This window comes from Amycolatopsis oliviviridis, assembly GCF_014654365.1.
Taxonomy (GTDB): domain Bacteria; phylum Actinomycetota; class Actinomycetes; order Mycobacteriales; family Pseudonocardiaceae; genus Amycolatopsis; species Amycolatopsis oliviviridis.
The window spans coordinates 676,774-689,543 of the sequence record NZ_BNAY01000003.1 but is presented as its reverse complement, the minus strand read 5'-3'; the positions used below and the strand labels follow the sequence as shown (position 1 = coordinate 689,543).

At 69.9% G+C, this 12,770-nt stretch carries 14 protein-coding genes and 1 pseudogene; 5 read left to right on the top strand and 10 right to left on the bottom strand.

Features of this window, described 5'->3' with window-relative positions; all coding sequences use genetic code 11:
• Positions 1-37: 37 nt before the first annotated feature.
• Positions 38-472, top strand: coding sequence for a hypothetical protein (locus IE302_RS16330; RefSeq protein WP_229907789.1), 435 nt, complete (start codon positions 38-40; stop codon positions 470-472).
• Positions 469-846, top strand: a complete 378-nt coding sequence (locus tag IE302_RS16325) for a hypothetical protein (RefSeq protein WP_191255343.1) — start codon at positions 469-471, stop codon at positions 844-846. The genes IE302_RS16330 and IE302_RS16325 overlap by 4 nt, the downstream gene beginning before the upstream one ends.
• A gap of 31 nt (positions 847-877) precedes the next feature.
• Here the strand turns inward: IE302_RS16325 and IE302_RS16320 are convergent, their stop codons facing one another.
• On the bottom strand, positions 878-2,389 hold the full coding sequence (locus IE302_RS16320; protein WP_191255342.1) for an ATP-dependent DNA ligase: 1,512 nt from the start codon (positions 2,387-2,389) through the stop codon (positions 878-880).
• Between the two features lie 46 nt (positions 2,390-2,435).
• On the bottom strand, positions 2,436-3,278 hold the full coding sequence (locus IE302_RS16315; RefSeq protein WP_191255341.1) for a helix-turn-helix transcriptional regulator: 843 nt from the start codon (positions 3,276-3,278) through the stop codon (positions 2,436-2,438).
• 335 nt (positions 3,279-3,613) lie between these two features.
• Between IE302_RS16315 and IE302_RS16310 the strand changes: the two are divergent.
• A pseudogene (locus tag IE302_RS16310) lies at positions 3,614-4,510 on the top strand (DMT family transporter); the annotation flags it as partial.
• On the opposite strand, the gene IE302_RS43260 reads toward IE302_RS16310, so the two are convergent.
• Complete coding sequence (locus IE302_RS43260; RefSeq protein ID WP_373308000.1) at positions 4,508-4,966, bottom strand: SRPBCC family protein; 459 nt, start codon at positions 4,964-4,966, stop codon at positions 4,508-4,510. The pseudogene IE302_RS16310 and the gene IE302_RS43260 sit on opposite strands and share 3 nt — an antisense overlap.
• Before the next feature lie 43 nt (positions 4,967-5,009).
• Between IE302_RS43260 and IE302_RS16305 the strand changes: the two genes are divergently transcribed.
• The gene (locus tag IE302_RS16305) at positions 5,010-5,591 is read left to right on the top strand and encodes a TetR/AcrR family transcriptional regulator (RefSeq protein ID WP_191255340.1); all 582 of its coding nucleotides are present in this window, start codon (positions 5,010-5,012) and stop codon (positions 5,589-5,591) included.
• On the opposite strand, the gene IE302_RS16300 is transcribed toward IE302_RS16305, so the two are convergent.
• On the bottom strand, positions 5,588-6,985 hold the full coding sequence (locus IE302_RS16300; RefSeq protein WP_191255339.1) for a class II fumarate hydratase: 1,398 nt from the start codon (positions 6,983-6,985) through the stop codon (positions 5,588-5,590). The genes IE302_RS16305 and IE302_RS16300 overlap by 4 nt on opposite strands.
• Before the next feature lie 113 nt (positions 6,986-7,098).
• Between IE302_RS16300 and IE302_RS16295 the strand changes: the two genes are divergently transcribed.
• The gene (locus IE302_RS16295) at positions 7,099-8,088 is read left to right on the top strand and encodes an NAD(P)/FAD-dependent oxidoreductase (protein ID WP_191255338.1); all 990 of its coding nucleotides are present in this window, start codon (positions 7,099-7,101) and stop codon (positions 8,086-8,088) included.
• 82 nt (positions 8,089-8,170) lie between these two features.
• Here the strand turns inward: IE302_RS16295 and IE302_RS16290 are convergent, their stop codons facing one another.
• From IE302_RS16290 to IE302_RS16265, 6 genes are all read right to left on the bottom strand, one after another.
• Positions 8,171-8,950, bottom strand: a complete 780-nt coding sequence (locus tag IE302_RS16290) for a S1 family peptidase (protein ID WP_191255337.1) — start codon at positions 8,948-8,950, stop codon at positions 8,171-8,173.
• A 9-nt stretch (positions 8,951-8,959) separates the two neighbouring features.
• The gene (gene glpX / locus IE302_RS16285) at positions 8,960-10,030 is read right to left on the bottom strand and encodes a class II fructose-bisphosphatase (RefSeq protein WP_191255336.1); all 1,071 of its coding nucleotides are present in this window, start codon (positions 10,028-10,030) and stop codon (positions 8,960-8,962) included.
• 85 nt (positions 10,031-10,115) lie between these two features.
• Entirely contained in the window at positions 10,116-10,349 is a 234-nt protein-coding gene (locus tag IE302_RS16280; RefSeq protein ID WP_191255335.1) for an exodeoxyribonuclease VII small subunit, read from the bottom strand.
• Positions 10,346-10,747, bottom strand: coding sequence for a hypothetical protein (locus IE302_RS16275; protein WP_191255334.1), 402 nt, complete (start codon positions 10,745-10,747; stop codon positions 10,346-10,348). The genes IE302_RS16280 and IE302_RS16275 overlap by 4 nt, the downstream gene beginning before the upstream one ends.
• Positions 10,744-12,006, bottom strand: coding sequence for an exodeoxyribonuclease VII large subunit (xseA, locus tag IE302_RS16270; protein ID WP_191255333.1), 1,263 nt, complete (start codon positions 12,004-12,006; stop codon positions 10,744-10,746). The genes IE302_RS16275 and xseA overlap by 4 nt, the downstream gene beginning before the upstream one ends.
• Positions 12,003-12,659, bottom strand: coding sequence for a lipid droplet-associated protein (locus IE302_RS16265; protein ID WP_191255332.1), 657 nt, complete (start codon positions 12,657-12,659; stop codon positions 12,003-12,005). The genes xseA and IE302_RS16265 overlap by 4 nt, the downstream gene beginning before the upstream one ends.
• Positions 12,660-12,770: the final 111 nt, after the last annotated feature.

Below are 12,770 nucleotides of genomic sequence, written 5' to 3'. Positions count from 1 at the left end.
GGCCATGGCCATTTCGTGGTCGTGAATCGCTTTCCGAGTGGCCGCGGACGCCTTTAACGTCATCGGCGTCCGGGAATTCCGGACGGGGATTTTCCGAAACACTCTCACATTCATCGCGGAAAGGGAATCCATGCGTCCGTACGTCAAGGTCGCCGCACTGGCCGGGGCCACGCTCACCGTGGCACTCCTGCCGGTCACCGCCGCACAGGCGGCTCCGGCGCCCGTTTCGGGCAGTGATCCGATCATTACCTGCGAGTCCGGCTATCACGGCTGGATGCGCCGGGCCGGGAAGGACGCGATCTGCCTGAAGCCGGGCACCCGCACCTGGGACGTCAAGGTCTTCGAATGCGCCGGGGATCTGACGGTGCATTTCAAGAACGGCGAGAAGGCCTACTGCGGGGGAAACATGAAGATCGGCCTCGACCTGGCCGTCCAGTCCAATGTCGTCAAGACCGTTGTGGGGAACCGATGAACAAGAAACTGCTCGCCGTCGTCCCGGTCGCGCTGGCCGGCACCCTGCTGATGGCACCGTCCGCTTCGGCGGCCTCGAAGGTCTGTGAGGGCGGGCCGCTGATGGGCGCGTCGACCAAGGTCGTCGAGGTGAGCGCGGGGCAGAGCATCGACATCACCGTGCACAACCACGACTACCGGGGAATGCTCGTCCAGATCATCGACGACACCTTCGACAAGGGCCTCTGGAGCGGGGCCATCGCGCCGGGCAAGGAGCGCACGGTGAAGCACGGCGTGCTCGGGGAGCCGCCGGTGTATCACAAGATCCGCTTCGAGGTGACCTCCAACCTCTCGAACAACTACACCTACAAGATCTCTTCGGACCGCTGCTACTGACGCGTTTCGTCCTCTGGATGCGGTCGTTGCGCTAGGGCTTGAGGAGGCCGCGCACGGTGTCGATGGTGTCGGCGTCCGCGGCCTCCTTGTCCGGCCGGTATCGCACGACCCGCGCGAACCGCAGCGCCAGCCCGCCCGGGTAACGCGTGCTCACCTGCGCCCCGTCGAGTTCGATTTCGACGACGAGCTCCGGCCGCACGTGGACCGCCCAGTCCGTGCGGTGAGTCTCGATCTCCTGGAACGTCTTCGTCTGCCACGACAGCAACTCGTCCGTCATGCCCTTGAACGTCTTGCCGACCATGATCGGCGGCCCGCCGTCGGGGTCGCGCGCGCCGAGATGCAGGTTCGACAGCGTGCCGGTGCGCCTGCCGTGCCCCCATTCCGCGGCGAGCACGATCAGGTCGATCGTGTGCACCGGTTTCACCTTGAGCCACGCGCGCCCGCGGCGGCCCGCCGCGTACGGCGACGCGAGGTCCTTGACCATCACGCCCTCGTGCCCGGCGGCCATCGCCGCTTCCAGCACCTCGGCGGCGGACGACGGCGCGATCTCGCCGGGGATGACGTGCGCCCCGGCGACCTTCCGCAGCGCGGCGTTCCGCTCGGACAACGGCGCGTCCAGCAGGTCCGCGCCGTCGAGGTGCAGGCAGTCGAAGAAGTACGGCCGCAGCAGCAACGCCTTGACCTGCTCCTCGCGTGTGCTGCCGAACCGGCTCATCGTCTCCTGGAACGGCCTCGGCCTGCCGTCGTCGGTCAGGGCCAGCGTCTCACCGTCGAGCACCACGGACGTACACGGAAGCAAGCGCACGAGGTCCACCAGTTCGCCGACGCTGCCGGTGATCTCCCGCAGCGTCCGGGTGTAGACGTGCACCTCGTCGCCTTCGCGGTGGACCTGGATCCGCGCACCGTCCATTTTGTACTCGACCAGTGCACCGTCGTGCTCGGTGACCGCCTCCTCCAGCGACTCCGCCGGGGACGCCAGCATCGGCCGGATCGGCCTGCCCAGGGCCAGTTTGAACTCCGCCAGCCGCTCCCGGCCGCCGGTCATCGCCGCGAGCCCCGTCACCGGCAACTGCCCGGACAGCATGAACGCCCGTCGGACCTCCTCGGCCGGGATCTCGGACGCCGCCGCGATGGCGTCCACCATGATCCCTTCGAGCGCGCCCTGCCGCAGCTCGCCGGTGAGCAGCCGGAACAGGAACTCCTGCTCGCTCTTCGTCATCCTGGTGAACAGCGCCCGCAAAGTTTCCGCGCGCAGCTTCACCGACCCGGCACCGGACGCCGCCCCCACGGTGCCGAGTGCCGAGTCGACCTCGGCCACGGTCAACGACGGCTCGGCGGCCGGAGCCGCGTCCAGTTCCGCCAGCGTCCGCCAGCCGGTGCCGATGCGGCCCTGCGTCGGCTGCCCGGTGAGGAACGCGACGACCGCGGGGAGCTCCGGCTCGCCCGCGGCGCGCAGCAGTGCGGCCAGGGTGGCGATCTTCGCCTTCCTGGACCTCGTGGCGGCCAGTTCGGCCGACGCGGTCACCACCGCGGTGAGCAACATGGGTCCATCATGGACCCGGGGACCGACAGTTTCCCGCCGAGCGCGTTCAGGCGTGCGCGGGATCGGCGACCCAGCTGGCGAGCAGGCCGAGCGCCCGTTCGCTGTCGGAGCCGGGTTCGGCGGTGTAGATCACGAGGGCCAGCTCCGGCTCGTCGGGCAGCCGCAGCGTCTCGTAGCGCAGCCGGAGCTCGCCGACGATCGGGTTGATCATCACCTTCCACGCGTGCGCCTTCTCGCGCACGGTGTGCTTCGCCCACAGCTTGCGGAACTCCTCGCTGCCGAGGGAGAGCTCGCCGACGAGCTGGGCGAGGTACGGGTCGTCCGGATACTTCCCGCTCTCGGAGCGAAGGTTCGCCACGACCTCTCTCGCCACCGTCGTCCACTCCGGGTGCATCTCGCGGGCGTGCTCGTCGAGGAAGAACATCTTCGGGATGTTGCGCTCGCCGGGCGGTGTGGCACTGAAGTCGAAGGACAGTGCGCCGCCGAGCGGGTTCCAGGCCAGCACGTCCAGATAGCGCCCGAACACGAACGCCGGGGACTGGATCGCGTTCAGCATCAGCTGCAGTTCCGGCCGGACCCGCTGCGCCCGCGGCCGCGCGACGCGTTTGCGCTTCGGCGCCGCCAGATTCCGCAGGTAGGTCTCCTCGTCGCGGTGCAGCCGCAGCGCCCGGCTCAGCGATTCGAGGACGGAATCGGACACGTTGCGCGCCCGGCCCTGCTCCAGCCGCGTGTAGTAGTCGACGCTGATCCCGGCCAGCTGGGCGAGCTCCTCACGCCGGAGCCCGGCGACCCGCCGCTGGTTGAAGCCGGTCGGGAGGCCGAGGTCGGCCGGATCCAGCGCGGCCCTGCGCGCCTTGAGGAAGTCGCCCAGTTCGGCCGTCTCGGTCATGTCGACAAGTATCCCGGAGCCCGCTTGGCCGTGCCTGGTCCTGCCGGACCCAGGCACGGGTGAGGGCGCCGGTACCGAGTGGGCCGGGGTGGTCGTGAGTGGCGATTCGGGTTAGCGCCAAGGGCGTCTTGAGTACCTACTGGATTCTGGCCGCGATCAGTCGCGGTTCAGGTCCTTCACTACCTTCGTGACCGCCCCGGGCGCACCAGCAGTCACAACAGTCACCGTGGCCGCGCGTGAAGGCCCCCTTCCCTCGGCTCAGCCGAGGAAACCCGACCTTCACACCTTGCCGAGTACATGAAGGCGGGCAGGCACCTGTACCGGGACGGCGACTTATGGTCCAGTTGAAAGGGGTGGTTCTGGATCTGTGTTCTGGTCCAAATCGCCGACATCGTGGAGGCATGGACAGCGAACGAAGAGGTGTGACGCTCGGCGTACTGGGGGTGCTGGTCGTCGGCGCGTCCGTACCGGTGACGGGAATGCTCGACGGCTATCCGGTGATCACCGGGCAGGCGCTGCGCTACGCGCTGGCGGGAGTTCTCCTGCTGGCGTGGGCGCGGCTGCGCGGACAGCCGATGCCGCTGCCTGGCAGGCGCGACTGGCCCGCGCTGATCGCCCTCGCGGCGACCGGGATGATCGGGTTCCAGGCGTGCCTGCTGTTCGCGCAGCGCTACGCCGAACCCGGCCTGGTCGCCGCGTTCCTCGGCGGCACGCCGCTGGTGCTCGCGCTCGCCGCCCCGCTGGCCAAGGGGAGACGGCCGTCGTGGGCGCCGGTGGCCGGGGCGGTGCTCGCCGGGCTCGGGATCGCGGTGCTGTCCGGCGGCGGCGCCGCGCGCTGGCAGGGGCTGGTGCTCGCGGCGCTCGCGATGGTGTGCGAGGCGCTGTTCACGCTGCTCGCCGTCGGCGTGCTCGAACGCCTCGGACCGCTGGCGACCGCGACCTGGGGTTGCTGTGCGGCGGGCGTCGGCGGCGCGGTGGTCGGTACGGTCGCCGACCCGTCCGGCGCCTGGGCGTGGCCGGACGGACGGGAGCTGATCGCGCTCGGCTACCTGACGGTCGTCGTCACCGCGATCGCGTTTCTCCTGTGGTACTCGGCGGTTTCGGCGCTGGGTGCCGATCGGGCCGGCGTGCTGGTCGGGCTGATGCCGGTGTCCGGACTGGCCGTCTCGCTCCTGCTGGGCATGCAGGATTTCCGGTTCTCCCAGCTGATCGGGGTCGCGCTGGTGTCCTCAGGCGTCGTGATCGGCCTGCGCCGCCGCGAGCTCGGCGAGGCGGGCGCATTTGACGTCGAAGTGCTTGACGACGTCGCCGCCGATGACCGCGACCATGACCGCGCGCAGCGGCCCGGTGAGGGTGATCTCCTGGACGAGCTCCGTCCCGCCCTCGACCGCGGTCAGCCTCAGCGCGAGATCCATGGCGCCGAGCGGAATCGGCTGGCGGATGGCGATCTCGCGGTCCTGGACGAAAGACGTGATCGTGAACGGCTCGGCGACCCGTGAGTGCACGCGGCCGCGCACGGCCCCGGAAGGCACGAGGAAACCGGTCGTCCCCACCGCGGCAGGGCCGTGCAGTTCGGCGCCGGTGAGGTCGGGATCCCAGTCGGGCCAACGGGTGAAGCCGGCCAGCGACGGCCAGAGCGCGGACGGCGGGCAGGGGAGGATTTCGCGGGAGGTCCTGGTCCAGGTCATACCCGGACGATATACGGAACTGTCAGTCTCGTAAACTGGGTGCATGGCGAGAGGCAGGCCGAGGGAAGAAGGAATCGACGACGCGGTCCGTGAGGCTGTGCGGGCGTTGCTGACCGAAACCGGTTACCAGCGCTGCACGATCGACGCGGTCGCGGCGCGGGCGGGCGTCGGCAAGGCCGCGGTGTACCGGCGATGGCGGTCGAAGGCGGAACTCGTGTTCGCCGCGGTGATCCACCCCGTCGACCTCGAACCGCCGGAGGACACCGGTTCGCTGCGGGGTGACGTGGCGGCGGTCCTCGGGGTGATCCAGTCCTCTTTGGACAGTGCGGAGCTGCGGCGGGCGCTGCCGTCGCTGCTCGCCGACGTCCGGGCGGATCAGGCGCTGGAAGCACGGTTCGGCGAGGTGTTCCTCGGGCGTGAACGCGGATATCTGGCCCTGATGCTGGATCGGGCCGTCGCGAGAGGGGAACTCTCACGACGGCCCGATCCGGCTCTCGTGCACGCGATCCTGCTCGGCCCGGTGCTGACCTGGCTGCACCTGTTCACCGAGAAACGGCCTTCGGGTGGGCTGGCGGCTTCGCTCGCCTCACCACTTCACGCGGCAGTGGTCGCTCTCGGCGCTTAGCGGCCTCCGCGCGCCATGCGGAGTACGTCGAGGGCCTCGTCGAGCTGAGCCTCGGTGAGCTTGCCGTTCGCGACGTGACCGCGTTCGATCACGACCTCGCGGATCGTCTTCAGCTCCTTGAGGGCCTGCTTCGCGATGGCCGCGGCCTCTTCGTAGCCGATGTACTTGTTCAGCGGCGTCACGATCGACGGCGAACCCTCGGCGTACTCGCGCGCGCGGTCGGCGTTCACCGTCACGCCCGCGAACACCTTGTCCGCCAGCAGCCGCGACACCGCCGCGAGCAGCCGCGCCGATTCGAGCACGTTGCGCGCGATCACCGGCAGGTTCACGTTGAGCTGGAAGTTGCCCGCCGCTCCGGCGAAGGCGACGGCCGCGTCGTTCCCGATCACCTGGGCGACCACCTGCAGCGTCGCCTCCGGGATCACCGGGTTCACCTTGCCCGGCATGATCGACGACCCCGGCTGCAGATCCGGCAGCGCGAGCTCGGCGAGCCCGGTGCGCGGACCGGAGCCCAGCCAGCGCAGATCGTTCGCGATCTTGTTCAGCGACACCGCGACCGTGCGCAGATGCCCGGACGTCTCGACGACGCTGTCCTGCGTCGCCTGCGCCTCGAAGTGGTCACGCGCCTCGGTCAGCGGAAGACCGGTCACCGAAGCCAGCTCCTGCGAGACGGCCGCGCCGAAGCCCTCGGGCGCGTTCAGCCCGGAACCGACCGCGGTCCCGCCGATCGGCAGCTCCCCGAGCCGCGGCAGGCCCGACTTCAGCCGCTCGACACCGAACCGGACCTGCGACGCCCACGCGCCCGCCTCCTGGCCGAAGGTGATCGGCACGGCGTCCATCAGGTGCGTGCGGCCGGACTTCACGATGCCCGCCCATTCGGCCGCCCGCGTCTCGATGGCGGCGGCCAGGTACTCCAGGGCCGGGATCACGTCGGACAGCACGGCTTCCGTCGCGGCGACGTGGATCGTCGTCGGGAAGGTGTCGTTCGAGGACTGCGAAGCGTTGACGTGGTCGTTCGGGTGCACGTCGCGGCCGAGCGCCTTCGACGCGAGCGTCGCGATGACCTCGTTGGCGTTCATGTTCGACGAGGTCCCGGAACCGGTCTGGAACACGTCGATCGGGAAATGCGCGTCGTGCTTGCCTTCGGCGACCTCGTCGGCGGCCTTCGCGATGGCCTCGGCGACCTCGGCGTCCAGCACGCCGAGTTTCGCGTTGACCCGCGCGGCCGCGGCCTTCAGCAGGCCGAGCGCGCGGATCTGGGCGCGCTCCAGGCCCCGGCCGGAGATCGGGAAGTTCTCGACGGCGCGCTGCGTCTGCGCGCGGTAGAGGGCGTCGACGGGGACGCGCACCTCGCCCATGGTGTCGTGTTCGATCCGGTATTCCTGTTCAGCCATACCCCAAGTCTCGCGCAGCGGCTCCCGGCGCGCTCCGTGTCTTTCGGCACGCGAGGGCTAGGATCGAATGTGTTCTCGATCACGCCGCCCACCACCGCCCGGGAGAGTGCAGAATGAGCGAGTCCGCTGGGGAAACGTCGTACGACCTCGTCATCATCGGGGCCGGTCCGACGGGTCTTTTCGCCGCCTACTACGCGGGATTCCGCGGTCTTTCGATGGCCGTCGTGGATTCACTGCCGGAGGCGGGCGGACAGGTCACCGCGATGTACCCCGAAAAGATGATCTACGACGTCGGCGGGTTCGCCGAGGTCCGCGGCCGGGATCTAGTGCAGGGCCTGCTCGACCAGGCCGCGCCGTGGAAGCCCGCGTATCTGCTCGGGCGCAAGGCCGAGAAACTCGAAAGCGTCGAAGACGGCATCACCATCACGCTCGACGGCGGTCAGGTCCTGCGGGCCGGCGCGGTGCTGATCACCGCCGGGATCGGCGAGTTCACCCCGCGGCCCCTGCCCGCCGGCGACGGCTGGCTCGGCCGCGGCATGGTCCACTTCGTGCCCGCGTTGCAGGCGCACGCCGGGCAGCACGTGGTCGTCGTCGGCGGCGGGGACTCGGCCTTCGACTGGGTGCTCGCGCTGCACCCGGTCGCCGCGAGCGTCACCCTCGTGCACCGGCGCGCGAAATTCCGCGCGGCCGAGTCGATCGTGCGGCAGGCGCGGGAACTAGGCGTGCGGATCGTCACCGACGCCGAGGTCACGCGCTTCCTCGACCGCGACGGTGCTTTGGCCGAGGTCGAGATCCAGATCAAGGGTTCCGAGCCCGAAGTGCTGCGCGCCGACACGGTGGTCGCCGCGCTCGGGTTCACCGCCGATCTCGGGCCGATCGAAAGCTGGGGACTCCAGATCGACCACCGCGCGATCGCCGTCGACTCGACCATGGCGACGCCGCGGGAGCGGGTCTACGCGGCGGGCGACGTCGCGGCGTATCCGGGGAAGGTGAAGCTGATCGCGACCGGGTTCGGGGAAGCGGCGACGGCGGTCAACAACATCGCGGTCGCTTTGAACCCGGAAGCGCATCTGTTCCCGGGGCACTCCAGTAACGCGGAGTAGCGCGCGCTAGGAACGGCTCTGCGAGTGTCATGAAAGGGCCGTTCAAGACGAAAAACGTCATGAACGGCCCTTTCATGACACTTCAGGCGGGGGGAGCGGGCACCGGAGGAGTGATCTTCTCCGCGATCCACTGCGCGTAAGCCACCACCGAAGTCGCGATCGACGGCGAAGTCGCGCAAACGGGATCGGCGTTGCCCGGGCGGCTGATCGTGCCCAGCAGCACCCACTTCTCGTCCACCTTGGCGATCTCCGGCCCACCGGAATCGCCGTAGCACGAGCCCGACTTTCCGCCGGGGTTGTCGGTGCACAACTCGACGGCGCCGTCGAACTTCGCGGTGCAGCGCACGCCTTCGACGATCTTCGTGTCCAGTTGCTGCAGTTTCGCCGGGCCCTTGCCGCAGCCCGAAGTCGGGCAGGTCTGGCCCCAGCCGAGCAGCCGCGTCGGCGTCCCCGGCGCCACGATCGCCCCGAGCGTGATCGGCGCCGCCTTCACCGGCGCGGCCAGCCGCACCAGGGCGAGATCGCCGCCCGCGTGCTCGGGGTCGGGGTTGTAGGACGGGTTCACGACGACCTCGGCGGGTTTCGCGATCTCGCCGCCCTGGGTGTTGTCGTTGCTGCCGATCCGCACGCTCAGGTTCGCCGGGTTCTTGCCCTCGACGCAGTGTCCCGCCGTTACGAGCCAGTCCGCCGCGATCAGCGCCCCGGCGCAGAAAGCCTTGCCGGAGGCCGAATGCAGCGACGCGATGAACGGATACGGCTCGTCGGCCTCTCTGCCGCCGACGAGGTCGCCCGCGCCCGTGGCCTGCCCGACCGGCGTGAAGACCATCGCCGCGAGCAGGACCACGAGCACGCGCTTGAGCACGGATTCTCCTTAGGGGAGCGGGGGAACTACGTCGGCTTCCAGTGAATCGTCGAGGTGACCGTCGAAGTTGACGGACGAGTACGAGCGGAGCTTGGTCAGCCGGTGGTAGCCGTCGATCATCCGGACCGTGCCGGACTTCGACCGCATCACGATCGACTGGGTGGTCGCGCCGCCCGCGCGGTAGTGCACGCCGCGCAGCAGGTCGCCGTCGGTGACGCCGGTGGCGCAGAAGAACACGTTGTCGCCGCGGACGAGGTCGTCGTTGCCGAGCACGCGGTCGAGGTCGTGGCCCGCGGCCAGTGCCTTCTCGCGCTCCTCTTCGTCCTTCGGCCACAAGCGGCCCTGCAGTTCGCCGCCGAGACACTTCATCGCGCAGGCCGCGATGATGCCTTCGGGGGTGCCGCCGATACCGAGCAGCATGTCGACGCCGGTGCTCGGCCGGGCCGCGGCGATCGCGCCGGCGACGTCGCCGTCGGAGATGAACCGGATCCGGGCGCCCGCCTCGCGGACCTCCTTGATCAGCTGTTCGTGGCGCGGCCGGTCGAGGATGCACACGGTGACGTCGGAGACGCTGGAGTTCTTGGCCTTCGCGACCCGGCGGATGTTCTCCGCGACCGGGGCGGCCAGGTCGACCTTGCCCGCGGCGTCGGGGCCGACGGCGAGCTTCTCCATGTAGAAGACCGCGGACGGGTCGAACATCGCGCCGCGTTCGGCGACCGCGAGCACGGCCAGCGCGTTCGGCATGCCCTTGGCCATCAGGGTCGTGCCGTCGACCGGGTCGACCGCGACGTCGCAGTCCGGCCCGTCGCCGTTGCCGACCTCTTCCCCGTTGAACAGCATCGGGGCTTCGTCCTTCTCGCCCTCGCCGATGACGACGACACCGCGCATCGACACGGTCGAGACCAGCTGGCGCATCGCGTCCACGGCGGCGCCGTCACCGCCGATCTTGTCCCCGCGTCCCACCCAGCGGCCGGCGGCCATCGCGGCGGCTTCGGTCACGCGGACCAGTTCCATCGCGAGGTTGCGATCGGGCGCCTCGGGGCGTCGGGAAGAGCTGGCGGACGAGGTGGGGGTGGGCATGCGGCCTCCCGGGTCAGGGAACTCGGCGGGGTCCCAGTCTCTCAGATACCCACGGTGGTTCGGTGGCTCAGGAGCATGGTGAACGTCACTGACCGTTGCCGGTCTCGTCTTCGACGGAGGAAAGCGCGGCCTCGATCCGCTCTCGCGCGCCTTCGAGGTGGTGTTCGCAGACCTTCGCCAGCTGCTCGCCCTTTTCCCACAGGGCCAGCGACTGTTCCAGGGACAGCCCACCCGCTTCGAGCTCGCGGACGACCTCCACCAGCCTGTCGCGGGCCTGTTCGTAGCCGAGTTCGGCGGTCTCGCCACCGGGTTTGCTCACGCTGTGCTTCCTTCTACCGGACGTCGGTGCTTGCCGATACCCGCGCACACTACCGCGCCGGCCATGGCGTTGTCGTAACCCACGAAGGCGAGAGCGAACTCCTGGCCGTCACCCTCCGCGATCGCCGTGACGAGGTTCTCCTGGGCTCTCGCCACCCGTTTCCGATGCACGGTGCCGTCCGCGAACCACCATCGGGTGCCGACGTGCTCGGCCGTCGCTTCGGAGAGTTTGCGCAGCTGGGCGTCGAGGCCGCGTTTGCCGACGAGTTCGCAGCCCGCCAGCAGCACCGTCCAGCATTCCGCGGCGGCACGCTCGGTCAGCAGCGCGTTGCGCAGCACCTCGGGGGCGTCGGCCCGTCTCGCGGCGTCGACGGTCAATGGCAGGAAACTCGCCGTCAACGCTCCTCCTCCGGCCTTCCCGAGACGACGGCGCCGAGCGCGCCGTCGACCACGCGGACGCGCAGTTTCGCGCCGTCCACGACCTCGGAGACGGACCGGAGTACCTGGAGGTTGCCTTCGTCGTCGGTGTACTGCACCACCGCGTAGCCGCGTTCGAGGGTCGCCGCCGGGCCGAGCGCGGTCAGCCGCGCACGGGCGCTGGCGATCTCCGCCTGGTCCTTCGCGAGCAGGGTGAGCATCGCGCGGCGGCCGCGTTCGCGGTGGATCTCGACGTCGTCGGAGCGCCGCTGGATCGGGCCGAGCGGGTCGGCGAGCACGGGACGGCTGCGCATCTGGTTCAGCAGTCTGACCTGGGTGTCCACCCAGCCGTGCAGTGCGCGGCGGCCGCGGTCGCGCATCTGGCGGACGCGCTGGGTCTCCTCGCGCACGTCGGGCACGATCCGCTTGCTGGCGTCGGTCGGCGTCGAACAGCGGAGATCGGCGACGTGGTCGAGCAGCGGTGTGTCGGGCTCGTGCCCGATGGCGCTGACCACCGGGGTCCCGGCCGCCGAGACGGCGCGGCACAGTGCCTCGTCGGAGAAGGGCAGCAGGTCTTCCACGCTGCCGCCGCCGCGCGCGATCACGATGACGTCGACGTCCGGGTCACGGTCCAGTTTGGACAGTGCCTGGAGGATCTGCGGGACGGCGAGCGAACCCTGCACGGCGGTGTTGATCACCTTGAACGCGACATGCGGCCAGCGGGCCTGAGCGTTCACCAGGACGTCGCGTTCGGCGGCCGACGCGCGGCCGGTGATCAGCCCGATTCCCTTGGGCAGGAACGGGATCTTGCGTTTGCGCTCGGGCGCGAACAGGCCCTCGGCTGCCAGCAGCCGCCGCAGCCGCTCGATCCGCGCGAGCAGTTCGCCGATGCCGACCGCGCGGATCTCGTTGGCGCGCAGGCTCAGCGAACCGCGGTTCATGAAGAACGTCGGCTTCGCGTGCACCACGACGCTGGCGCCCTCGCGCAGCGGCGGTTCGATCGTGCGCAGCAGGCCCATCGGGCAGGTCACCGACATCGAGACGTCCGCCGAGGGATCGCGCAGCGTCAGGAACGCGGTGTTGGTGCCCTGGCGGGCCGAGATCTGCGTGACCTGGCCCTCGACCCAGACCGCGCCGAGCCGGTTGATCCACTCGCCGACCTTGCGCGCGACCGTGCGGACCGGCCACGGGTTCTCGGCCGAAGTGGACGGACCCGCCGCCGCGGTGGGTTCGGCGCTCACTGGCCTTCCGCGCCGTCGCCGTCGGCCTTCTTCACGTTTCCGATGCGCCGCGCGAGCATGCCGACGAAGGACGGCCTGTCGGCGTTCGCCCGCTCGTAGGTCAGCAGCTCTTCCAGCTGTGCGAGGTCGAACCGGCGCAGGCGGGCGCGCAGCTGCGGCAGGGTGAGCGTGTCGTAGTCCTCCAGCCCGGCGGGGCCGGACGTCACGGGTGCGCCCGTGCTGTCGAACTCGCCGTCGGGGTGGTCCTCGGCGAGCGCGCGCTCCTCCTCGGCCCACGGGTCCTCGGTGAGCGCTTCGAGGTCGTGGAGGTGACCGTTCGTCTCGGCACGCGGTTCGGGAACCTCGGCGTCTTCGTGCAGCGGGATCACGCACGAGTCGCGTTCGTACCGGCGCTCGCCCAGGTCCGGCGGCAGGTCTTCGTCGAAGGTGGCCCAGCTGGGGGTGTCCTCGACCGGACGAAGGCCCGACAGCGCGTCGTCGCCCTTGATCGCGAGCTCGGTGACGTGCTGCTGGACGCGCATGGAGAACTGGAGCACCTGGCTGACCACCGTGACGGGGAGCCCGGTGAGCTGCTTGGGAAGTTCGCGAACCCGCTCGGCGGTGGTGACGGCGAGGCCCGCGGCGACCCGGAGGGGGAGCGGGAGAGGCTTCATACGCCTAGCCTGCCGTATCTGGTCCATCCTGCCCAACCGAACGGGTGTGTCGGCTCACAGGACGTGACTCCACGCACATACTTTAGAGGGGTTCGCTGGTCACCTGAACGT